We start from the raw sequence: 22828 nt of genomic DNA on the forward strand, positions 1-22828 counted from the left end.
CACACCATGTCAATTCAAGTCATCATGCCGGATGGCCCGGTACGCAAAGCCTGGAACTATCTGATCCTGCTGGCCACCGTCTGGTATACCTGGAGCGTGCCGCTGTTTCTGGTCCCCAAGATCGGCATTCCGGACTGGTCGCATCTGATTGATATGATTTTGACCATTCTGTTCTTTTGTGACCTGTTGCTCAATTTTCGCACGGCCGTGATGGTGGATGGGGAACTCCTGACCCGACCCGAAGCGATCCGCAAACACTATCTCAAAGGCTATTTCACCCTGGATCTGCTGGCCTCGATCCCGTGGGATTTTCTGTGCATGGCGCTGGGATACTGGGATGCGGCCACCTGGGCGGTGATCGCCGTCAGACTGCTGCGCATCTTCCGACTGCCCCATCTGTTGCGGGTCCAGGGCATGGACATGCCGGCCACAGTCACGGAACAACTTTTCATTACCAATTTTTGGATTCTCACCATCACGTGCTGGTGTACCAGTATCTGGCTAATGATCGTCGAACAGCCGCCGAACGAAGATCTGACCACATTCATCATCAAGGGATTTTATTGGACCGTGACCACCATGGCCTCGGTGGGCTATGGGGACATCACCCCCACCACCAACGTGGGCCGCATCTTTGCCATGTTCGTGATGCTCTTGGGGGTAGCGATCTATGCGTACATCATCGGCCACATTTCCACTCTGATCGTCAATTCCAACATCCTGCGCAAACAAAACAAGGAAAAAATCGAACAATTGGCCGCCTTCATGCGCCAATATGACCTGCCTGTCGCCTTGCAGAACGATATTTTCAGCTTTTATCGTCACTATCTCATGGAACACAGCGCCGGTGGAGCCGGCATCCTGCGGGATCTGCCGGACAAGTTGAGCAAACGGATCCATCAGCATGTCAACATTCACCTGTTGCGCCGTGGTCCACTGTTCAAAAAGGCCAGCCTGGAACTGCTGGAAGCCCTGGGAGCCCGTCTCACGTCGGAAATGTTTCTCCCCGGAGAGGAGATCATCCACATCGGCGCTTCAGGACACGAAATGTATATCCTGGTCCACGGCGTGGTGGCCGTGACCAATCAGGAAGGGGAGTTGCTCGCCAAACTGCGCACCAAGGACGTGTTCGGAGAGATCGCCCTGCTCCACGATACGGTGCGCATGGCCAACATTCGGGCCATCACCGCCTGCAACACCTTGAAACTGGACAAACAGGATTTCGATCAGGTGATCGCCTCCTTCCCCGAATTCCGCAAAGAACTGCGCAAGATCCAGTTGAACCGCACCACCGGCATGGACAGCCAACCCCCTCACGTTCAAGGAGACGACGGGGGATAACCGGTCAATTCCACATAGCCGAAACCGGAAACCGGGCGTTCCCCATGACGCCCCTGAATCTCCACCGCTCCCTCCCAATAGTGGACCGCGGCTTCGGCAAGCTCCTGATTTTTGATGCGCGGGGTGAGGGTGAGTTCCAGTTGCTGTTCCGGAACCACCACCCGCCATCCGGATGGATAACGGATGCCGGTGGCGGAACTGGTCCAGGATCCGGTGTTTTCCTGTCGCCACGCCTCCCGACGCAAGGGAATGACCCGACCATCCGGAGCCACCAGGGTTCCCTGACTTTGGGGGTCATCGGCACCGTCTTTCAAACGCATGCGATAAAACATCACCTCCCATCCGTCATCCAGTTGCAACGAAAACCAGTCCCAGCCCACCTGATCCGGAGCCAGGGCCGAGGTGCTCCACTCCCGATCCATCCAACTGGCGCCCCGCACCCGCTGGATCCGTTCCCCCAGACGCAACTCTCCCCGGGTTTCCAACCGGGTCAGGGAGTAATAATAAGAAGCCGCTCCGGTTTGATCACTCTTGCGGCTCAATCCTCGCTCCCCCTGAAGCACCACCGGCTTGAGGGCATTAAGCTCCAGTTGCAATTGGATCGCATCCTGGGCCGCTGTCAATTGCAGCCTGGGCTGTGCGGGGGTTCCCCCCACCCGGGCCAGACTCCACCCTTCCAGCCACACCCGTTCGGCATCGGCTCCGGCCAGTCCCAACGCACCCCGGGAAACTTTCTGGAAATGATGAAACCGGTCCCCCGTCACATCGCTCACCGCCAGATGCCCCAAATAAAGCTGAGAAGCGCCCCAGGCGGATTCCCGTTTGGCCGGATTTGGATCCAGACCCACGCGAAACAAGGTGAGTTGATAACCGAATCGGGACTTGCCATCGTCGCTTTCCAGATTGCCGGTCACATACCACCACTCCTGACGAAACTCCGGATGGGGACCATGATCCGCCGGAAATTCAAAAACCCGGGGGATTGTGGCCTGACGGAAGCCCGTGCCGGACGGCTCACCCAGAACCGAGCGGATCTCCAGGCCACCCCCGCGGGAGTGGTGGGTCATCGGTCCCAGCCAGCGCCACATCACCCCTCCGATCAGGGCAACCGCAAGCAACACCACCAGCCCGTAAAAAGTCGCAGGTTTCATGACTCCCTCAACGCCTCCACCGGAGGCGTGCGGGCCATGCGCCGGGCAGCCGGGATTCCGGCCAGCAGAGCCGTGGGGATGGCCAGCAACAATGGTTGCGCCACCAGCCAGAGATCCAGATGGCTTTCCAGGGTCCAGCCAAAGGCCCGCTGGTTGATGACATGGATCAACATCCATCCCTGGGCCAGCCCCAAAGGCACGGCCAGGGTGCCGGCGGCCAGACCCAACAGACCGGTTTGCAGCAGCACCGATCGACGAATTTCCCCCACGGTCAAGCCGATGGCCCGCAACGCCGCCAGCTCACGCACCCGTTCGTGACCAATCGCGGCCAGGGCGGTCAACACCCCGAAAAAGGCGGTGAGCAACGCCAGCAGACGCAAGGCGCGGGTGATGGCGAAGGTGCGGTCGAAAATCTCCAAAGAGGTCTGACGCAACGCCCGGTTGGATTGCAAATGAAGGGATCGTTCCGGCCCCGCCGCCACCCGCAGCGCATTCAGCATGGCATCGGGATCGACTCCCGCTTGCAACTGAATGCCCAACACGCTCATCTGCGCATCGTGCCAGTGGCGACGCCAGGTGTTGAGGCTTAAGGTGATCATGCCGGCATCCGAACGAAAATCACGATGGACCCCTCCGATCACAAAAGCGTGGGGACCGGCGGGAGTGGGCAGGGTGATCCGATCCCCCACCCCCAGGTCGCGACGAAAGGCCAGGGATTCGGTGATCAGGATCGCCTCGTCGTCTTGAAAACGGGGCCAAAGAGCGGCATGGTTCCCCTGGTCCAACAACAGGCTGGAAAAGCGGGTCTCGTCGATATCCAACAGATGCAGCCGCAACACCCCTTCCAGAGTTTCCAGATTAACCCGTCGTCCCAGCCCCACCGAGGCGATACCCGGCAGGGAGGAGAGCCGCCGGATCAACTCCGGATCCAAAGGAATCGAGTCGGCGTTGGAAAGGGTCCCGGCTGCCGAGACATAAATATCCGAAACCGTGGTGCTTTCCAGCCACTGCACCACGGTGCCACGAAAGCCATGAATCAGCATGCCCATGCCCGAAACCATGGCGGTGGCGACCGTCAAGGCCGCAACGGCCGTTCCGGTACGGCTCAAGCCCCGCTGCACCCCTCCGGCGGCCAGGGCGCCATTCAATCCGGCGATCCGCACCAGTGGGCCCCGCACCCGATCCATCAGCCAGGAGGTGAACCAGGGGGCGATCAAGGCGGCGCTGACGGTCAAAATGCCCATGGCAGCCAGTCCCGGCTCCAGCCGGTTCGATGGCACCAACGCCACCACCAGGGCCAAAAGCATGCCCCCCACCCCGATCCACGCCCATCGGGGTGCCGCCACCCGGTGACGCTCCTCCAGATGGGAGCGGCTCATGGCGGCGATCACCGAAGCGTTGGCCGCCTCCCGAGCCGGCAGCCAGGAGGCGAGCAGCGTCGCGCCGATCCCCAACACACCCCCCTTGATCAAGGAAAACGGCTCCGGAGTAAGATCCGTGACCTGCAACCGGAAATACAAATCATCGATGGTGCGGGCCACCAGATGGAGCAGTCCCTCCCCCAGCAACACCCCCAGCGCCACCCCGATCAAGGTGCCGGGAATGCCCAGCATCAGGCCATCCAGAAGGGTCTGGCGGAAAATCTCCGCTTTCGTCACCCCCTGTGCCCGCAGCAGTCCGGTCAGGGGCCGGCGTCGCACCACGGAAAAAACCATGGCGTTGTGAATGATGAACATCCCCACCAGCAGGGCCAGCAGGCTCAAGGCGGTGAGATTGGCGCGAAACGAACGGGTCAACCCCTCCAACACCTCGATCCGGTCGTTGGCGGGCAGCAACAGCACACCGGCGGGCAGGGGCAAAGGGGGATTCTGCCCGGATTTCAGGATCACATCCATGCGGCTGATATGACCCGACAGGCCGAGAATTTCCTGAGCGGTCCCGATATCCACCAGCAAGGTGGCGTTCAGTCCCTGTTTGGCCACGGGATCCTGGGTGGCGATCACCCCCAACAAGGTGATGGTCTTTTTTTGGCCATTGGCCTCGATCTGAAAACGCGCTCCGGGTTTAAGGCCCAGTGTGTCAGCGGTCGCCTCCAGCAACAGGCCCGAGTCGGGTCGGGTCATCAAGGCGGCCAGCAACGCCTGTTGATCCTTCAGGCCCAACGCAGGCCGCAGGCCCCCTTCGGCCAGGGGGTCGACACCGAGCAGGGTCAAAGAGTGAGGATCGGGCCACTCCCCCACCCGGATGGTGCCCTCGATCACCGGGGCGGCGGGGGGAGCATTGGGCAACAGACGCCAGGCCGCGTAATACCCCTCGGGAACCCCCAGGGGATGGCCCACCAGCCGATGGGTGGCCTTGCCAGCCGCCGCTTCCACCGACAGGCGCATGGCCCGCAAGGCTCCCTGGTTGGCCAGATCCACCGCCGTGGCCGTGGCCACCCCCAGGGCCACGCCGATCATGGCCAAAAAAGCCAGACCGGGCTGAGCCAGCAAATGTCGCCACCCGGCCAGCCAGACCAGACGGCTCATGGGGAGGCCTCGACCGCGCAGCGATGAAGAAGAAACAGATTCCACGCCATAGCGTTGATGGGCACCGTCTGAACTAAAGTGAGGGTTGGACTTCCAGGGAAAGAAAGGAGATCGGGTCGGATCTGTTCAAACTTGCAGCATAGCATGGGCCGCAAGGTCAGAAAATGGTTGCTCTGCCCTGACCTGTACATGAATATTAAATAGGCAGAATGACCACGAACAACACATCATGGTTGATAATTATGCCAAATAAATAATCATCTTAAATTCCAACAGCCGAATCATGAAGCGCTCCACACCATGACGAGACCGTTTCCAGACGGTTCTGAAGATTGGTTTTCTCATGTTAATTAACAGAAAAAAACCCAAACAGAAAACCGAGACAAAGCATTCACCGACTCATCAACCGGATTGCGCGGGATCTGGCACACGCTGTGCGAAAACCATTACTGTTGCCAATCTTTTCATCATGTCACTTCTTGTTCGACCAGGAGCGTGTCCATGTTACGTCGTCATTTTCTTAAGCTGTTATCCCTCACCGCCGCATCCGTCTCTTTGGGAACTTTGGCCCTGCCGACTCCGGTCCAAGCCGCCGAAACCATCAAGGTGGGCATTCTGCATTCGCTTTCCGGCACCATGGCCATCTCCGAGACCGCCCTCAAGGAGACCGCCTTGATGACCATCGAAGAGATCAACAGCCAAGGGGGCGTGCTGGGCAAGAAACTGGAACCGGTGATCGTGGATCCCGCCTCCAACTGGCCCCTGTTCGCGGAAAAAGCCCGTCAACTGCTCAGCAAGGACAAGGTGGATGTGGTGTTCGGCTGCTGGACCTCGGTTTCCCGCAAATCGGTGCTGCCGGTGTTCAAGGAATTGAACGGACTGCTCTTCTATCCGGTGCAGTACGAAGGCGAAGAACTGGAAAAGAATGTCTTTTATACCGGTGCGGCCCCCAACCAGCAGGCGATTCCCGCGGTGGAATACCTGATGAGCGAAGATGGCGGCAGCGCCACCCGTTTCGTGTTGCTGGGCACCGATTACGTCTATCCCCGCACCACCAACAAAATCCTGCGGGCCTTTTTGACCTCCAAGGGGGTCGGCGAGGCCGATATCATGGAAGAGTATACCCCCTTCGGCCACGGGGATTACCAGACCATCATCGCCAAGATTAAAAAATTCGCCTCCGAGGGCAAAAAAACCGCGGTCATCTCCACCATCAACGGCGACTCCAACGTGCCCTTCTACAAGGAACTGGGCAACGCGGGCCTCAAGGCCACGGATGTGCCGGTGGTGGCCTTCTCGGTGGGCGAAGAGGAGTTGCGCGGGGTGGACACCAAACCCCTGGTGGGCCATCTGGCCTCCTGGAATTACTTCATGTCTCTGAAAAATCCCGTCAACGATCAGTTCACCAAGATGTACAAGGATTGGGCGGTCAAAAACAAACTGCCCGCCGCTGACAAAGTGGTGACCAACGATCCCATGGAAGCCACCTACATCGGCTTGCATCTGTGGAAACAAGCGGTGGAAAAGGCAAAGAGCACCGAAGTGGACAAAGTGATCCCGGCCATGGCGGGTCAAAGCATGAAGGCTCCCTCGGGCTTCGAGATCAAAATGGATGAAAGAAATCATCACCTGCACAAACCGGTCTTCATCGGCGAAGTGAAGGGAGATGGTCAATTCAATGTGGTGTGGAAAACCCCCGGACCGGTGCGGGCCGCTCCCTGGAGCCCCTACATTCCGGGCAACGAGAAAAAATCCGACGCCCCCAGCCAGTAACGTTTCACCCTCAAGAGGCCGTCAGGGTGCCATCCCCGGCCTCTTGAGTTCATCTCAAGAATACGGTCAACAAGGCGCTCCACGATCCGGATGATCCCTCTTTGAAATTGATCTCCAGGACAAAAACAATGCCCCGCTCGGTTTTCGCCATACGGTTCCTCGGGTTTTTCTGGTTTGGGCTGCTGCTGTGGATTCCACCGCTGCACGCGGAGTGGGATCCTCAACTGGCGCGCATGCTGGCCAGCGGCGATTTCGACTCCCGCATCGGCGCCATCCGCCAACTGGTGGCCAGCGGTGATCCCAAGGTGGAAGGGATACTCAAGGCCATGGCGGAAGACGCCCTGGCTGTGGCCAACGATCGCCTGTTGCGCCACTCCGAAGGGATCACCGTGGATCTGTCCACCGGTACCACCCTCACACCACCTTTGCCCGCCATGGAGATGGTCTCCATCAACAACCGCATTCGCCGGGAGATTCAAGCGGCGCTGGCCTTGCTGCGGCTGTTCGACGCCAAACGGGAGGTGCGCCTGACAGCCGCCGTCGCCTTGCAAAACCGCGCCACTCCCGAGATGGTGGCGGTTTTGGAACGGGCCATGGAAAAAGAACAGGATCCGGAGATTCATGACTATCTCTTCCTGGGACTGGCCCTGTCCCGGCTGAACAGTCCCGACCCCGCCCAACGCCTGACCGCCGTGCGCGCCCTGGGCGACAGCTCCAGCCCCACGGTCAAGGTGACTCTGACCAGACTGCTCCAAAACACCCAGGAACCGGATGACAACGTGCGCAAGGAGGCCAAAACCTCCCTGGATCGGGTCAGTCGACGTCTGGCCGTGGGGGAGGCGGTCGCCAGTCTGTTTTCCGGGATTTCGCTGGGATCGATCCTGCTACTCACCGCCTTGGGGCTGGCCATCACCTACGGGGTGATGGGCATTCTCAACATGGCCCATGGCGAACTGCTGATGATCGGCGCCTATACCACCTTCGCGGTGCAAACCCAGTTTCGCGCCCATCTGCCGGAACTGCTGGACGCCTACCTGCTGGCGGCCATTCCCGCCGCCTTCGTCATCACCGGACTGGTGGGGGTGGTGATGGAACGCACCGTGATCCGCTGGCTCTACGGTCGTCCTTTGGAAACGTTGCTGGCCACCTGGGGCATCTCCTTGATGTTGATCCAGGGGGTGCGGCTTTTGTTCGGCGCCCAGAACGTGGAGGTGGCCAATCCGTCGTGGATGTCCGGCGGGGTGATGCCCATGCCCGGCGTGGTGCTGCCTTGGAACCGGATCGTCATCACCGTGTTGGCCTTGCTGGTATTGGCTTTGACCTGGGGATTGCTCAACCGCACCCGCCTGGGGCTGTTCGTGCGGGCCGTCACCCAGAACCGACCCATGGCCGGCTGCGTGGGCGTACCCACCAGTCGGGTGGATACCCTGGCCTTCGGCCTGGGCGCGGGCATCGCCGGATTGGGAGGGGTGGCCATCTCCCAGATCGCCAACGTGGGACCGGATATGGGACAAGGCTATATCGTGGACTCCTTCCTGGTGGTGGTGCTGGGTGGCGTCGGACAACTGGCCGGAGCGGTGTGGGCGGCTTTGGGATTGGGGATCGCCGCCAAGGCGCTCGAAGGCTGGGTGGGCGCGGTGATCGCCAAGATTCTCATGCTGGTCTTCATCATCGTCTTCATTCAAAAACGCCCCCAGGGACTGTTTGTCCTCAAGGGTCGTCAGGCGGAGCATTAAAATCCCCATGAGCGACTCCCGGCCCGTTTCCCTGCCCATTGTCCTCCCCGATCTTCCGCCGCCGCCCCGACCCGCGTTGCTGACCCGCATGGGCTGGACCGGTCTGGCCCTGTTCGCCCTGCTGGCCGTGGTGGTGATCCCCGCCTTGCATCTGGGTACCGCTCCCTCCCACCCGCTGCATGTGTCGGGGTATGCCGTCACCTTGGGGGGGAAAATCCTGTGTTACGCCATCGTGGCCGTGGCCATGGACCTGATCTGGGGATTCGCGGGCATCCTGTCTTTGGGACATGGGCTGTTTTTCGCCCTGGGAGGGTACGCCTTCGGCATGTACCTGATGCGCGCCATTGGCACGGATGGGGTCTATCAATCCGAACTGCCGGATTTCATGGTCTTTCTCAACTGGAAGGAACTCCCCTGGTACTGGAGCGGCAGCGATCATCTGGGGGTGGCTTTGGCCCTGGTGCTGCTGGTGCCCGGCATTCTGGCTTTCGTGTTCGGTTATTTCGCCTTTCGTTCCCGCATCAAGGGGGTCTATTTCTCCATCATCACCCAGGCACTCACCTATGCCTTCATGCTGCTCTTCTTCCGCAACGAAACCGGATTCGGGGGCAACAACGGCTTTACCGATTTCAAACGCATCCTCGGATTTTCCATCACCACCCCGGAGATGCGGGCCACCCTGTTCGCCCTTTCCGCCGCCATGCTGATCGCCTGTCTGCTGCTGTGCCGCCATCTGGTGACCGGCAAATTCGGACGGGTGCTGACCGCCATCCGCGACGCCGAATCCCGGGTGATGTTCATCGGCTATCAGCCCCTGTGGTACAAACTGTTCGCCTGGACCCTTTCGGCCCTCATGACCGCCGTGGCGGGTGCCTTGTATGTGCCCCAGGTGGGCATCATCAATCCCGGCGAGATGTCCCCGGCCAACTCCATCGAAATCGCCATCTGGGTGGCCGTGGGAGGACGGGGCACCCTGATCGGACCGATCATCGGCGCTTTTGCCGTCAACCTGTCCAAAAGCTGGTTCACCGTCTCGTTTCCCGAATACTGGCTCTTTTTCCTGGGATTGCTGTTCGTGACCGTCACCTTGTGGCTGCCTGGAGGGGTCGTTTCCCTGTGGTCCCGCTTGAACGGAGACAAAACATCATGACGCCTGCCGCCATCACCCCCGCCACCCACCCCAACGACGAGGATTACGGCTCCGCCAATCTGGGTCATCTGCTGGTGCCCGACACCCTGGACATCTCCCACAAGGTGATTCTCTACCTGGAGGGGGTGACGGTCTCCTTCGACGGTTTCCGCGCCTTGAACCAGCTCACCCTCACCATCGACGCCGGGGAGTTGCGTTGCATCATCGGACCCAACGGCGCGGGCAAAACCACCATGATGGATGTGATCACCGGCAAAACCCGACCCGACTCCGGCACGGTCTTTTTCGGCCAGACCCTGGACCTGACCCGCATGAGCGAACCGGAGATCGTCCACGCCGGCATTGGCAGAAAATTCCAGAAACCCACCATTTTCGAGCGTCACACCGTATTCGAGAATCTGGAACTGGCGGTCAAAACCGACAAACGGGTACGCCACAGCCTGCGCGCCCGGCTGGACGGCCTCACCCGCGACCGGATCGACGAGGCGTTGCGCACCATCCGCCTGACCCATCTGGCCCACGTGCAGGCGGGTCTGCTCTCCCACGGACAGAAACAGTGGCTGGAAATCGGCATGCTGCTGGTCCAGGATCCCCGACTGCTGCTGCTGGACGAACCGGTGGCGGGCATGACCGACGCAGAGACCGAACACACCGCGGAACTCTTCACCTCTTTGGCGGGACGCCATTCGCTGGTGGTGGTGGAACACGACATGGCCTTTGTCGCCAAACTGGCCAGTCGGGTCACGGTGCTGCACGAAGGGTCGGTGCTGGCCGAAGGCCGCATGGAAGAGGTGCAGAATCATCCTCGGGTCATCGAAGTCTATCTGGGACGCTGATCATGCTCACCGTGGACCATCTCAACCAGTTTTACGGCGGCAGTCACATCCTGCGGGATCTGACCTTCACGGTGCCGCCGGGTCAGGTGACCGCCCTGCTGGGACGCAACGGGGTGGGCAAAAGCACCCTGATGCGCTGCCTGATGGGTCTGGTGCCGGTACGCGGGGGCACGATCCATTTTCAGGGACAAGAGATCACCATGGCCCCTTCCCATCTGCGGGTGCGGGGAGGCATGGGCTATGTGCCCCAAGGCAGGGAGATCTTTCCCCGTCTGACCGTGGAAGAAAACCTGCTCATGGGGCTGGCCAGCCGACCGGCGGGCACCCCGATTCCCCAGAAGATTTACGAAACCTTTCCGGTGCTGTGGGAGATGCGCCGACGGCGGGGGGGGGATCTTTCGGGGGGACAACAACAGCAACTGGCCATCGGTCGCGCTCTGGCGGCCAAACCACGCCTGTTGATTCTGGACGAACCCACCGAAGGGATTCAACCCTCCATCATCAAGGAGATCGAAAAGGTGATCCGCGCCTTGGCGGACGGCGGGGAGATGGCCATTTTGCTGGTGGAGCAATACTACGATTTCGCCCGTTCCTTGGCGGATCACTATCTGGTGATGGAACGGGGGGAGGTGGTCCTGCGGGGCAAAGGAGACCAGATGGATGCCGATGGCGCGCGACAACGACTCGCGGTGTGAAGATCCTCCCCCCGGCTGGTCGGCGGGTCTGACGCTGACCTTGAGCCGTCGGGACAACGGCACGGTGCTTTCCCGACGGGATCATCACGGACCGCTGCTGGTGCAAAAGGCGCTGTATCCCGAAGGCCGGGAGGTGTGTCATCTGTTGCTGCTGCATCCGCCGGGTGGATTGGTCTCTGGGGACGCCCTGACCCTGGATCTGACCCTGGAAGCCGACAGCCATCTGTTGCTCACCACCCCCGGCGCGGGCAAGTGGTATCGCTGCGAGACAGGATCCGCCTCCCAGACGCTTCGGGCGCGATTGGCCAAAGGAGCGATTCTGGAGTGGCTGCCCCAGGAGAACATCCTGTTCGACGGCTGCGATGCCCGACTGGGCATGGCGGTGACTTTGGAAAGCGGCGCGCTTTTCATGGGCCTGGAGATGCTGTGTCTGGGACGCCGGGCCGGCGGGGAACGGTTCGACCGGGGCCGGGTGACGCTGGACAGCCGCGTCCTCACCCCGGAAGGCACCCTCTGGCGGGAACAGGGGGCGATCATCGGCGGATCCCCCTGGATGATGGCCGATGCCGGTTTGGGAGGGCACGGCGTGACCGGCACCCTGATGGTGGCCGGGGTGGAGATCGACCCCGAATGGCTTGAGGTGTGTCGTCGGATCCCGGTTGCCGATGGCCTGCGCACCGGGGTGACCCGTCTACCCCGGATGCTGCTGGCCCGCGCCCTGGGTCACGACAGCGAAACCTTGCGCCACTGGTTGCGTGCGCTCTGGCAGGCTTTGCGCCCCCTGGTGGCGGGGCGAACCGGGGTTTTGCCGCGAATCTGGAATACGTAAATCGAATTAACGTAAGGAGAGACCATGGACCTGACCCCTCGCGAACGGGACAAACTGCTCATTTTCACAGCGGGTCTGCTGGCGGAACGCCGCAAGAATCGTGGCCTGAAGCTCAACCATCCGGAAGCGGTGGCCTACATCAGCGCGGCGATTCTGGAAGGGGCGCGGGATGGGCGCACCGTGGCGGATTTGATGGGCTACGGCACCACCCTGCTTTCCCGCGCCGAGGTGATGGACGGGGTGGCGGAAATGATCCCGGAAATTCAGGTGGAAGCCACCTTTCCGGATGGCACCAAGCTGGTCACGGTGCATCACCCCATCGTGTGAGTGTTCCTGACTCCACTTGCCATAATCATCTTATCAAAAAGAGGTCCGCCCCATGATTCCTGGAGAACTGGATATCCGCCCCGGCACCATCGAACTGAACACGGACCGGGAAAAACGCACCCTGGTGGTGGCCAACCGGGGGGATCGGCCCATTCAGGTGGGATCGCATTTTCATTTTTTTGAAGTCAACGCCGCATTGGATTTCAACCGGACGGCCAGTCGGGGATTCCGCCTCGACATTCCCGCCGGCACCGCCGTGCGCTTCGAGCCGGGACAGAAACGCACCGTACCTTTGGTGGCCCTGGCGGGAGAACGGCGGGTGTATGGTTTCAACGCTCAGGTGATGGGAGCCTTGTAAAATGGCCACGATTTCCCGACAGGCTTACGCGGAGATGTACGGTCCCACCACCGGCGACCGGATCCGGCTGGCGGATACGGAGCTGTGGATCGAGGTGGAGTCGGATTTCACCATTCCCGGCGAGGAGGTGAAATTCGGCGGCGGCAAGGTGATCCGGGATGGCATGGGGCAATCCCAACGGCTGTCTGACGCGGTGATGGATACGGTGATCACCAATGCCTTGATCCTGGACCACTGGGGCATCGTCAAGGCGGATATCGGCTTGCGTCAGGGGCGCATCGCCGGCATCGGCAAGGCGGGCAATCCGGACATTCAACCCGGCGTGACGGTGGTGATCGGTCCGGCCACGGAGATCATCGCCGGCGAGGGGTTGATCGTCACCGCCGGGGGCATCGACAGCCACATCCACTTCATCTGTCCCCAGCAGGTGGAAGAGGCGCTTTACAGCGGCGTCACCACCATGCTGGGAGGGGGCACCGGTCCGGCGGCGGGCACCTGCGCCACCACCTGCACGCCGGGGCCTTGGCATATCCATCGCATGCTGGAAGCCGCCGAGGCGTTCCCGATGAATCTGGGCTTTTTGGGCAAGGGCAACGCCAGTCTGCCGGAAGGTCTGCGGGAACAGGTGCGGGCCGGCGCCATGGGACTGAAATTGCACGAGGATTGGGGCACCACGCCGGCGGCCATCGACTGTTGCCTGACCGTGGCCGACGAAATGGATGTGCAGGTGGCCATCCACACCGACACCCTCAACGAATCGGGATTCGTGGAAACCACCCTGGCGGCGTTCAAGGGGCGGACCATCCATACCTTTCATACCGAAGGCGCCGGAGGTGGCCACGCGCCGGACATCCTGCGGGCCGTGGGGGAGGCCCATGTCCTGCCCTCCTCCACCAACCCCACCCGGCCTTATACCGTGAACACCGTGGATGAGCATCTGGACATGCTCATGGTGTGTCACCATCTGGATGCGGCCATCGCCGAGGATGTGGCCTTCGCCGAATCCCGCATCCGGCGGGAAACCATCGCCGCCGAAGACATTCTGCACGATCTGGGGGCCATTTCCATGCTCTCGTCCGACTCCCAGGCCATGGGTCGGGTGGGTGAGGTGATTCTGCGCACCTGGCAGACCGCCCACAAGATGAAAGTACAACGGGGCGCCCTGCCCGAGGATCGTCAGGCGGGCAACGACAATTTCCGGGCCAAGCGTTATGTGGCCAAATACACCATCAATCCGGCCCTGGCCCATGGCATCGGCCATTGGGTGGGATCGGTGAGCGTGGGCAAACTGGCGGATCTGGTATTGTGGAAACCGGCCTTCTTCGGGGTCAAACCCACCCTGATCCTCAAAGGCGGCATGATCGCCGCCGCCGTCATGGGAGATCCCAACGCCTCGATTCCCACGCCCCAGCCGGTCTATTTCCGTCCCATGTTCGGAGCGATGGGAGCGGCGGTGCGGTGCGCCGTGACGTTCGTCTCCGGTGCCGCCTTGGACAACCCGGCGCTTCAGGAACTGGGATTGAAGAAATCCCTGGTGGCGGTGCAAGGGTGCCGCAGCGTGAAAAAAACCGACATGATCCACAACGGTCTGACCCCGCGCATGGAGGTGGATCCAGAGACCTATCGGGTGCGGGCCGATGGCGAGATCCTCACCTGCGCCCCCCTGGCTCAACTACCGATGGCGCAACGTTATTTTCTGTTTTGATGCGTTTCACCCGTCACCTTAACGAAACCATGGCGGACACAACCCATGATCACGATTCGCGCCTTCGCGCCCGAAAACGCTTCCACGGATCTTGCCCTGCCTTTGACCTGGGGGCAACGGTGTCACAGCCGTCTGCACACCCATCTGCCCGACGGGGAGGTATTGGCGTTGCGACTGCCCCATGGCACCACCTTGAGCCATGGGGATCTGTTGTCGAGCGACGATGGCCGCATTCTGCGGGTGGTCGCGGCGCCAGAGCCGCTGCTGGAGGTACGGGCCGACCATGGGCTGGCCTTGACCCGGGCGGCCTATCATTTAGGCAATCGGCATGGGTCGGTGGAAATCGGTCCGGATTGTATCCGGCTGCCGGAAGACCCCATCCTGATGGGCATGCTGGAGGGGCTGGGGTGTCGGGTGAGCCGGGTGCAGGCCTCTTTCGAGCCGGAACGCGGAGCCTATGGACACGGACACAGCCATGGACATGGCCACGATTCCGGTACATCCGATCGCCATGCCCCTGGACAACACATCCACGAGTTCGCGTGAACACGCCTCTGATCCGACTGATGCAACTGGCCAGCCCCGCCTTGCCCGTGGGGGCCTACACCTACTCCCAAGGGATGGAGTGGGCCGTGGAACAGGGCTGGATCCGGGACGAGGCCACGGCGTTGGCCTGGGTGGAAGGGATCCTGCGCCACCCGATGGCCGGTTTCGAGGCGCCCATGCTGGCCACCTTGCAACGGGCGGCGAACGACTGCGACACGGACCGCTTTCGGGAGTTGAACGACTGGTTCATCGCCAGCCGGGAGACCGGAGAGCTGCGGGCCGAAACCGTGCAGATGGGATATTCGTTGTTTCGTCTGGCGTTGGCGTTGGGAGAAGCGGATTTTGTCGCGGATGAGGAGTCCCTTTCGTTCCCGGCGGTGTGGGCCTTGTTGGCGAACCGCTGGCAGATCGATGAAAGCGCGTCGGTGGGGGGCTATCTGTGGAGTTGGAGCGAAAATCAGGTGATGGCGGCCATCAAGCTGGTGCCTTTGGGTCAGACCGCCGGACAGAGGCTGTTGTGGCGTCTGGGAGGATTGATTCCTGATCTGGCCCGGGCCGCCATCATTTTGGAAGAACCCCTCTGGAACGGCTACGCCCCGGGAGTGGCGTTGGCTTCCAGCGGTCACGAAACCCAGTATTGCCGCCTGTTTCGTTCTTGAAGCCATGTCGTTCCTCAACGTTTTGTTCCTCAGAGAATTTCGTTCCTGAAATGGTCGCATGACGCGGGAGAATGGAAAAAATCATGAAAGATCCGGTATGGCGCATCGGCATCGGCGGACCCGTGGGGTCCGGCAAAACCGCGTTGACTCTGGCCTTGTGTCAACGGTTGCGGCAACGCTTGAGCCTGGGGGTGGTCACCAACGACATCTATACCGCCGAAGATGCCCAATTTCTGGTCCGGCATCAGGCCCTGCCCCCGGAACGGATTCTGGGGGTGGAGACCGGCGGCTGTCCCCATACCGCCATCCGGGAGGATGCCTCGATCAATCTGGAGGCGGTTGACCGTCTGATCCGGCGTTTTCCGGATTTGCAGGTGGTGCTGGTGGAGTCCGGAGGAGACAATCTGGCCGCCACCTTCAGTCCCGAGTTGGCGGATCTGACCTTGTATGTGATCGATGTGGCCGCCGGAGACAAAATCCCCCGCAAGGGCGGGCCGGGCATCACCCGTTCGGATCTGCTGGTGATCAACAAGATCGATCTGGCCCCCCTGGTCAACGCCTCTTTGGAGGTGATGGATCGGGATGCCCGACGCATGCGCGGAGAGCGTCCTTTTGTCTTCACCAACATGAAAACCGGAGAAGGCGTGGAACAGATCATCGCGTTTTTGGAGAGCAGAGGATTGACTTGACGTTCCAGACCGCATCAGGAATCACGCTTGATCATGGAGGGCGTTCAATATGGAGATTCTGGAACCTTTTACCGAAGATGTCATCTTTTCGGAAAAATCGGTCACGACCACCTATCTGCGCGCCCTGTTTCACGTGGGTCAGGCATTGCAGTTGTCCGCCGACCCCAGACGCACCATGCAAAGCGTGGCCGAGGCGTTGCATCGTTACGCCGACATGGAAATCGCCACCATCACCCTGGTGGAACTCTCCTCCGGCTCTTTGGTCATCAACGCCATGGCACCCATGGGCACCAAATCCATGTGCGATGTGTGTTACCGCTCCGGGGAGGGGGTTTTGGGAACGGTGCTGGCCGCCGGACGCACCATTCTGGTTCCCCGCGCCGGGGACGAACCCCGTTTCTTGAACAAATGTGGCTTGCTGGAGCGTCATCTGCCGTTCATCGGCGTTCCCATCCGCATCGGCGAGCAGGAGTTGGTCGGGGTGCTGGCGGTGCAGCCGAAGTTGATGGCTGCGGAAAAATTGATGCACCATGCCTGGTTTCTGGAGATGGTCAGCCATTTATTGGTGCAAAGCATCCTGCTGGCCCGCAAGGTGGAAGAGGAAAAACGCAATCTCGCCGAACACCGGGATCGGCTGCTCATGGAAGTGCGCAACCGTTACGGGTTCGACAACGTGATCGGACGTTCGGCCTCCATGCGTCAGGTGTTCGATCAGGTGCGCATGGTCTCCAAATGGAACACCACGGTATTGCTGCGCGGGGAGTCGGGCACCGGCAAGGAGTTGATCGCCCATGCCATTCATTTCAACTCGCCCCGGGCCAAGCTGCCCTTTATCAAGCTCAACTGCGCCGCCCTGCCGGACAACGTGTTGGAATCGGAACTGTTCGGTCACGAAAAAGGGGCTTTTACCGGCGCGGTGGGGATCCGGCGCGGTCGTTTTGAACTGGCCCACGGGGGTACTTTGTTTCTGGACGAGTTGGGAGAAATCTCCCCCACGTTTCAGGCCAAGCTGTTGCGGGTGTTGCAAGAAGGGGAGTTCGAGCGGGTGGGCGGCGAGCAGACCCTGCGGGTGGATGTGCGCATCATCGCGGCCACCAATCGCAATCTGGAAGAGGCGGTGCAGCGGGGATTGTTCCGCCAGGATCTGTATTACCGGTTGAATGTCATGACCATCACCCTGCCCTCCTTGAGTTCCCGCAAGGAGGACATCCCGGAAATCTCCCGTTTTTTATTGGCCCGCATCGCCAAACGGCAGGGACGACGCTTGGTGATCACGGACGCCACCATGCGCCTGCTGTTGCAACACGACTGGCCGGGCAATGTGCGTGAGCTGGAAAACTGCCTGGAACGGGCGGCGGTGATGAGCGAAGGCAACATTTTGCTGCCGGACAGCATCGTTTTCGCCACGGCGCTGGGAGAGATCAAACCCGCTTCGGTGATCAGCGCACCGGCGTTCCGCCTGCCGGAAACCGAAGGGGAAGAGGAGATGGGGGAAGGGGAAAAGGAACGGGTGATCCAGGCATTGCGCAAGACCGGCTGGGTCAAGGCCAAAGCCGCCCGCCTGCTGGGCCTGACCCCCCGCCAGATCGCCTATCGCATCAAGATCTTCGGCATCGAGACCGAGACCTTTTGATGCCGTGTGGCCGGAATGATTGAACTTCACTGCCGATAATCCGCCTCTCGCCCCGCATCCCGAAGGACATGGACCTGCCATCTATTTTTTATTGGCCAACCCAATACATTGGTGGTAATATGGTCAAATGCACTCCAATATCCTTATCAACACCGAAAGGGGCTATAACATGGATCCGATTTCCACTGCTATTATAACCGCAATCCCCGCCATTGCCGGAAAGGTCGGAGGACAGATGGTTTCGGATGCCTATGATGCTTTGAAAGGCAAGATCAAACAATTGTTCGGTGAGCAACACGCCGTGGTCACCGCCTTGCAAGGGGTTGAACAAAACCCTGCTTCCGATGGCCGTAAACTGACCTTGCAAGAAGAAATCGCTGCCAGCGGGCTGGATCGCGATGCCGAGATTATGAAACTGGCCTCTGCTTTGAGCGAACTGATGAAAAATCATGGCGGGACGAATGTGAAAAACGAGATTAGAAACAAAATCAGACTGAAAGAATCTAAACACAATAAAATTGTCTCAAAGAACATATCCAACTAAAGAGAGCGATATCATGACAAACAGAATAAATAATAGAATAAAAGCAACAAAATCAAAAGTTATTATTGTTAATAAGAATAAGAATTCAGAAAGTACCACACCTCCTCTGCGCCTGGAATTGCAGTTGCTGCCTCCGGGTGTGACCCAGGAAGTCTCCAAAGATATTACCCGATTCCGTTATACCTCCCAAAAGATGCAAATGATCGGTAAGGAAGTGGAACAGGCACAATTGCGTGAGTTCCTGGAAGGTCCAGAGCCATTCAAGTGGTGGCTGGTTGTGGGCGCGGGAGGCCTGGGCAAAAGCCGTCTGGCGCTCGAAACCGCTTTGGAGTGCCAAAAGCAGGGATGGGAGGCAGGTTTTCTGGGTCGCAATCGGACATGGGAGCAGAATGTTCGTTTCCTGAACGAACCACCGCAGGATTGGCCGAGCAAACCGGTCCTTCTGATTGCGGATTACGTCCTTGGCAAACCCAAAGAAATGAGCGAACTGGTGTGCAGGTTGGCCACCCGGAAGTATGCAGATAATGCCAAGGTGCGATTATTGCTGCTGGAACGCGAAGGGGAAGAGGCCGACTGGTTTAAACAATTTCTGGGAGAGGATGGCTACAGCAGAAGTGTCATTACGGGCAACAAACACCGAGAAAAAGCACTGAAGTTGGCACCACTTTCCATGGAACAACTGGTTGAAGTGGTGAACCAATGGCCGGGAAGCAAACGTCTGCCCCAACAGAAGTGGCGCGCGCTTCTGGAGAGATTGGAGATAGACGGACGTCCCCTGTATGCTCTGTTACTGGCCGATGCCTTGCAACATAACGCAACTGCGGCTTTCACCTGGAACAAAAAGGAGTTGGTCTCAGACATCCTGGAACGCGAAAAACACCGCTGGCAAGAAGGGGGCGTGCAACTGGATTCGGATTTGCCTCTGTTGATCGTGGCAACCCTGTGCGGCGGGATTGATACGCTTCGGGAGGACTTGCCGGAGACACTCCTGACCCGACTGGAACAGGCCGTGAACATCCAGAATCCGCCTTGGAGCGAACGCTCCTTGCATCTGACTGGTCACGCCATGAACGCTGAGCAGTCGCGTCTTTTTCCCCTGGAACCTGACCTGATCGGCGAACTTTTTGTTCTGCAAGAGTTGCAGCCAACCCAGGCCAATCCCCGACTGGATAAAAGAAAATGCGACCTGCGCGCCAAACTTCTCACCACTTCCTGGAAAATCAACCCAATCGAGACTTTTGAAACCCTGTCGCGCTGCGCCCAGGACTATCCGGACCACCCAGCCTTGTGGCCGCTCATGGCCTTGCCGGAGGATCATTCTATTTGGATTCGAGAGTTCTGGGCACGTACTGTGGTCAATGTCATCAACTTTGCCGGGGTTCATACCCAGAAGGCCAAGAAACTGCTGGATCGACTCGCCGCCCTGGCCACCGCGCATCCCGGCGAGGCTACTCTGCGGGAGTTGCACGCCAAGGGCGCCTTCAATTTGATTAACGATTATCTCCAAGTTGGAAATCCAACCCAAGCACGTGAGCTGTACGACTCCCTGTCCAAACTGGCCATTTTACATCCCGGCGAGGCTACGCTGCGGGAATGGCAAGCCAAGGGCGCAGTCAATTTGATTAGAGCTTATGGCAAAGCCGGAGATCTGATCCAGACGCGAGAACTATACTATGCCCTGTTCAGACTGGCCTCAGATCATCCCGGCGAGGCCATGCTGAGAAAGGAACAGGCCAAGGGCGCGGTCAATTTGATTGGCTCTTATACCCAAGCTGGAGATCTGACCCAGGCGCAGGAACTGTACGACGCCCTGTCCAAACTGGCTGTTTCACATCCCGATGAGGCTACATTGAGGGAGTCACAAGCCAATGGCGCATTCAATTTGTTTTTCGCTTATGGCAAAGCCGAAGATCTAGCCCAATCATGGAAACTGTACGACGCCCTGTCCAAACTGGCCGCCAAACATACCGACGAGGCTACTCTACGGGAATGGCAAGCCAAAGGTGCGGTCGGTTTGATTCTCGCTTATAGCCAAGCCGGAGATCTGATCCGGGCGCATGAACTGTGCGATGCTCTGTCCAAACTGGCTGCCAAACATCCCCACGAGGCCACGTTACGGGAGGAGTACGCCAAGGGCGCGACCAATTTAATTCACGCTTATTGCCAAGCCGAAAATCTGACCCAAGCGCGTGAACTGTACGACTCCCTGTCCAAACTAGCCGCCGACCATCCCGACGAGGCTACGCTACGGGAGAAACAAGCCAAAGGCGCCATCAATGTAATTTTATCTTATTGCCAAGCTGGAGATCTGACCCAAGCGCGTGAACTGTACGACTCCCTGTCCAAACTGGCCGCCGACCATCCCGATGAGGCTACCCTGCGGGAGTTGCACGCCAGTAGCGCGGTCAATTTGATTCCCGCTTATCGCCAAACAGGAGAACTGACCCGGGTGCATGAACTGTACGACACACTGTCTAAACTGGCGGCAGACCATCCCGATGAAGCCACATTGCGGGAGTTGCATGCCAAGGGCGCGGTCAATTTGATTTTCGCTTATGATCAAGCCAGAGATCTGACTCAGGCGCAGGAAATATATGACGCTCTGTCCAAATTGGCCGCCTTACATCCCGATGAAGCTACTCTGCGGGAGCAACAAGCCAAGAGCGCATTCAATTTGATTAACGCTTATTTCCAAGCTGAAGATCTAACTCAAGCACGGGAACTGTACGACGCCCTGTCCAAACTGGCCTCCTCACATCCCGGCGAGGCTACGCTGCGGGAATGGCAAGCCAAGGGCGCAGTCAATTTGATTAGAGCTTATGGCAAAGCCGGAGATCTGATCCAGACGCGAGAACTATACTATGCCCTGTTCAGACTGGCCTCAGATCATCCCGGCGAGGCCATGCTGAGAAAGGAACAGGCCAAGGGCGCGGTCAATTTGATTGGCTCTTATACCCAAGCTGGAGATCTGACCCAGGCGCAGGAACTGTACGACGCCCTGTCCAAACTGGCTGTTTCACATCCCGATGAGGCTACATTGAGGGAGTCACAAGCCAATGGCGCATTCAATTTGTTTTTCGCTTATGGCAAAGCCGAAGATCTAGCCCAATCATGGAAACTGTACGACGCCCTGTCCAAACTGGCCGCCAAACATACCGACGAGGCTACTCTACGGGAATGGCAAGCCAAAGGTGCGGTCGGTTTGATTCTCGCTTATAGCCAAGCCGGAGATCTGATCCGGGCGCATGAACTGTGCGATGCTCTGTCCAAACTGGCTGCCAAACATCCCCACGAGGCCACGTTACGGGAGGAGTACGCCAAGGGCGCGACCAATTTAATTCACGCTTATTGCCAAGCCGAAAATCTGACCCAAGCGCGTGAACTGTACGACTCCCTGTCCAAACTAGCCGCCGACCATCCCGACGAGGCTACGCTACGGGAGAAACAAGCCAAAGGCGCCATCAATGTAATTTTATCTTATTGCCAAGCTGGAGATCTGACCCAAGCGCGTGAACTGTACGACTCCCTGTCCAAACTGGCCGCCGACCATCCCGATGAGGCTACCCTGCGGGAGTTGCACGCCAGTAGCGCGGTCAATTTGATTCCCGCTTATCGCCAAACAGGAGAACTGACCCGGGTGCATGAACTGTACGACACACTGTCTAAACTGGCGGCAGACCATCCCGATGAAGCCACATTGCGGGAGTTGCATGCCAAGGGCGCGGTCAATTTGATTTTCGCTTATGATCAAGCCAGAGATCTGACTCAGGCGCAGGAAATATATGACGCTCTGTCCAAATTGGCCGCCTTACATCCCGATGAAGCTACTCTGCGGGAGCAACAAGCCAAGAGCGCATTCAATTTGATTAACGCTTATTTCCAAGCTGAAGATCTAACTCAAGCACGGGAACTGTACGACGCCCTGTCCAAACTGGCCTCCTCACATCCCGACGAGGCTACGCTACGGGAATGGCAAGCCCAAAGCATGGTCAATTTGATTCTCGCTTACGGCCAAGCCGGAGATCTAATCCAGGCGCACGAGATGTACGAGGCTCTATCTGAACTGGCCGTCGACCATCCCGACGAAGCCCCACTGAGAAAGCAGCACGCCAATGGCGCGTCTAATATGATTCTCGCTTATCTCCAAGCCGGAGACCTGACCCAAGCGAACGAGTTGTACGAGCGTGTCGCGGATCTTCTCAAAAGTGAATTTCCATCATTGTACGAGCGTTTCGCAGACCTTCTCGCAGGAATGACCGAAAATCAAATCAAGGCCGTGTGGCCGAGATTTTCAGCAGTTTACGGGCTCAATCTGTGAACGAAACCTC

Annotated in this window: 18 protein-coding genes; 16 read left to right on the top strand and 2 right to left on the bottom strand. The window is 59.2% G+C overall.

Annotated features, from left to right (window positions below):
• The first annotated feature begins 6 nt into the window (after positions 1 to 6).
• Positions 7 to 1341 (top strand): ion transporter, encoded by a 1335-nt coding sequence (locus HQL98_07045; GenBank protein MBF0271800.1) that lies wholly within the window; start codon positions 7 to 9, stop codon positions 1339 to 1341.
• Here the strand turns inward: HQL98_07045 and HQL98_07050 are convergent.
• Both HQL98_07050 and HQL98_07055 read right to left on the bottom strand, forming a co-directional pair.
• A complete protein-coding gene (locus HQL98_07050) occupies positions 1320 to 2492 on the bottom strand; it encodes a carotenoid 1,2-hydratase (GenBank protein MBF0271801.1) in 1173 nt (390 codons plus the stop codon). The two genes, HQL98_07045 and HQL98_07050, sit on opposite strands and share 22 nt — an antisense overlap.
• Entirely contained in the window at positions 2489 to 5020 is a 2532-nt protein-coding gene (locus HQL98_07055) for an FtsX-like permease family protein (protein ID MBF0271802.1), read from the bottom strand. The genes HQL98_07050 and HQL98_07055 overlap by 4 nt, the downstream gene beginning before the upstream one ends.
• A gap of 501 nt (positions 5021 to 5521) precedes the next feature.
• On the opposite strand from HQL98_07055, the gene urtA reads away from it, so the two are divergent.
• The 15 genes from urtA to HQL98_07130 all read left to right on the top strand — a co-directional run bounded on the left by urtA (position 5522) and on the right by HQL98_07130 (position 22818).
• The gene (gene urtA / locus HQL98_07060) at positions 5522 to 6793 is read left to right on the top strand and encodes an urea ABC transporter substrate-binding protein (GenBank protein ID MBF0271803.1); all 1272 of its coding nucleotides are present in this window, start codon (positions 5522 to 5524) and stop codon (positions 6791 to 6793) included.
• A 128-nt stretch (positions 6794 to 6921) separates the two neighbouring features.
• Positions 6922 to 8529, top strand: coding sequence for an urea ABC transporter permease subunit UrtB (gene urtB, locus HQL98_07065; GenBank protein MBF0271804.1), 1608 nt, complete (start codon positions 6922 to 6924; stop codon positions 8527 to 8529).
• A 7-nt stretch (positions 8530 to 8536) separates the two neighbouring features.
• Entirely contained in the window at positions 8537 to 9679 is a 1143-nt protein-coding gene (gene urtC / locus HQL98_07070; GenBank protein MBF0271805.1) for an urea ABC transporter permease subunit UrtC, read from the top strand.
• Positions 9676 to 10515: an urea ABC transporter ATP-binding protein UrtD gene (gene urtD, locus HQL98_07075; GenBank protein ID MBF0271806.1), complete on the top strand. Its 840-nt coding sequence runs from the start codon at positions 9676 to 9678 to the stop codon at positions 10513 to 10515. Before urtC ends, urtD begins: the two co-directional genes overlap by 4 nt.
• Positions 10516 to 10517: 2 nt before the next feature.
• Positions 10518 to 11210: an urea ABC transporter ATP-binding subunit UrtE gene (gene urtE, locus HQL98_07080; protein ID MBF0271807.1), complete on the top strand. Its 693-nt coding sequence runs from the start codon at positions 10518 to 10520 to the stop codon at positions 11208 to 11210.
• Positions 11176 to 12039, top strand: coding sequence for an urease accessory protein UreD (locus tag HQL98_07085; GenBank protein MBF0271808.1), 864 nt, complete (start codon positions 11176 to 11178; stop codon positions 12037 to 12039). The genes urtE and HQL98_07085 overlap by 35 nt, the downstream gene beginning before the upstream one ends.
• 24 nt (positions 12040 to 12063) lie before the next feature.
• Entirely contained in the window at positions 12064 to 12366 is a 303-nt protein-coding gene (gene ureA, locus HQL98_07090) for an urease subunit gamma (GenBank protein MBF0271809.1), read from the top strand.
• A 52-nt stretch (positions 12367 to 12418) separates the two neighbouring features.
• Positions 12419 to 12724: an urease subunit beta gene (locus tag HQL98_07095; GenBank protein ID MBF0271810.1), complete on the top strand. Its 306-nt coding sequence runs from the start codon at positions 12419 to 12421 to the stop codon at positions 12722 to 12724.
• A 1-nt stretch (position 12725) separates the two neighbouring features.
• On the top strand, positions 12726 to 14429 hold the full coding sequence (ureC, locus tag HQL98_07100; protein MBF0271811.1) for an urease subunit alpha: 1704 nt from the start codon (positions 12726 to 12728) through the stop codon (positions 14427 to 14429).
• 45 nt (positions 14430 to 14474) lie between these two features.
• Positions 14475 to 14975 (top strand): urease accessory protein UreE, encoded by a 501-nt coding sequence (ureE, locus tag HQL98_07105; GenBank protein MBF0271812.1) that lies wholly within the window; start codon positions 14475 to 14477, stop codon positions 14973 to 14975.
• Between the two features lie 20 nt (positions 14976 to 14995).
• Positions 14996 to 15634, top strand: a complete 639-nt coding sequence (locus tag HQL98_07110) for an urease accessory protein UreF (GenBank protein MBF0271813.1) — start codon at positions 14996 to 14998, stop codon at positions 15632 to 15634.
• Between the two features lie 83 nt (positions 15635 to 15717).
• Complete coding sequence (gene ureG / locus HQL98_07115) at positions 15718 to 16323, top strand: urease accessory protein UreG (protein MBF0271814.1); 606 nt, start codon at positions 15718 to 15720, stop codon at positions 16321 to 16323.
• Between the two features lie 49 nt (positions 16324 to 16372).
• Positions 16373 to 17956, top strand: a complete 1584-nt coding sequence (gene nifA, locus HQL98_07120; GenBank protein ID MBF0271815.1) for a nif-specific transcriptional activator NifA — start codon at positions 16373 to 16375, stop codon at positions 17954 to 17956.
• A 169-nt stretch (positions 17957 to 18125) separates the two neighbouring features.
• On the top strand, positions 18126 to 18500 hold the full coding sequence (locus HQL98_07125) for a hypothetical protein (GenBank protein ID MBF0271816.1): 375 nt from the start codon (positions 18126 to 18128) through the stop codon (positions 18498 to 18500).
• 13 nt (positions 18501 to 18513) lie between these two features.
• Positions 18514 to 22818, top strand: coding sequence for a tetratricopeptide repeat protein (locus HQL98_07130; GenBank protein MBF0271817.1), 4305 nt, complete (start codon positions 18514 to 18516; stop codon positions 22816 to 22818).
• The last annotated feature ends 10 nt before the right edge of the window (positions 22819 to 22828 follow it).

This window comes from Magnetococcales bacterium (assembly GCA_015231755.1).
Lineage (GTDB): Bacteria > Pseudomonadota > Magnetococcia > Magnetococcales > Magnetaquicoccaceae > Magnetaquiglobus.

Coding starts and splice junctions, on each gene's coding strand:
- urtD (MBF0271806.1), top strand. CDS start 9,676: ATGACGCCTGCCGCCATCACCCCCGCCACCCACCCCAACGACGAGGAT.
- HQL98_07130 (MBF0271817.1), top strand. CDS start 18,514: ATGACAAACAGAATAAATAATAGAATAAAAGCAACAAAATCAAAAGTT.
- HQL98_07110 (MBF0271813.1), top strand. CDS start 14,996: ATGCAACTGGCCAGCCCCGCCTTGCCCGTGGGGGCCTACACCTACTCC.
- urtB (MBF0271804.1), top strand. CDS start 6,922: ATGCCCCGCTCGGTTTTCGCCATACGGTTCCTCGGGTTTTTCTGGTTT.
- HQL98_07045 (MBF0271800.1), top strand. CDS start 7: ATGTCAATTCAAGTCATCATGCCGGATGGCCCGGTACGCAAAGCCTGG.
- ureC (MBF0271811.1), top strand. CDS start 12,726: ATGGCCACGATTTCCCGACAGGCTTACGCGGAGATGTACGGTCCCACC.
- ureE (MBF0271812.1), top strand. CDS start 14,475: ATGATCACGATTCGCGCCTTCGCGCCCGAAAACGCTTCCACGGATCTT.
- HQL98_07085 (MBF0271808.1), top strand. CDS start 11,176: ATGCCGATGGCGCGCGACAACGACTCGCGGTGTGAAGATCCTCCCCCC.
- HQL98_07095 (MBF0271810.1), top strand. CDS start 12,419: ATGATTCCTGGAGAACTGGATATCCGCCCCGGCACCATCGAACTGAAC.
- ureA (MBF0271809.1), top strand. CDS start 12,064: ATGGACCTGACCCCTCGCGAACGGGACAAACTGCTCATTTTCACAGCG.
- urtC (MBF0271805.1), top strand. CDS start 8,537: ATGAGCGACTCCCGGCCCGTTTCCCTGCCCATTGTCCTCCCCGATCTT.
- urtE (MBF0271807.1), top strand. CDS start 10,518: ATGCTCACCGTGGACCATCTCAACCAGTTTTACGGCGGCAGTCACATC.
- urtA (MBF0271803.1), top strand. CDS start 5,522: ATGTTACGTCGTCATTTTCTTAAGCTGTTATCCCTCACCGCCGCATCC.
- HQL98_07125 (MBF0271816.1), top strand. CDS start 18,126: ATGGATCCGATTTCCACTGCTATTATAACCGCAATCCCCGCCATTGCC.
- HQL98_07055 (MBF0271802.1), bottom strand. CDS start 5,020: ATGAGCCGTCTGGTCTGGCTGGCCGGGTGGCGACATTTGCTGGCTCAG.
- HQL98_07050 (MBF0271801.1), bottom strand. CDS start 2,492: ATGAAACCTGCGACTTTTTACGGGCTGGTGGTGTTGCTTGCGGTTGCC.
- nifA (MBF0271815.1), top strand. CDS start 16,373: ATGGAGATTCTGGAACCTTTTACCGAAGATGTCATCTTTTCGGAAAAA.
- ureG (MBF0271814.1), top strand. CDS start 15,718: ATGAAAGATCCGGTATGGCGCATCGGCATCGGCGGACCCGTGGGGTCC.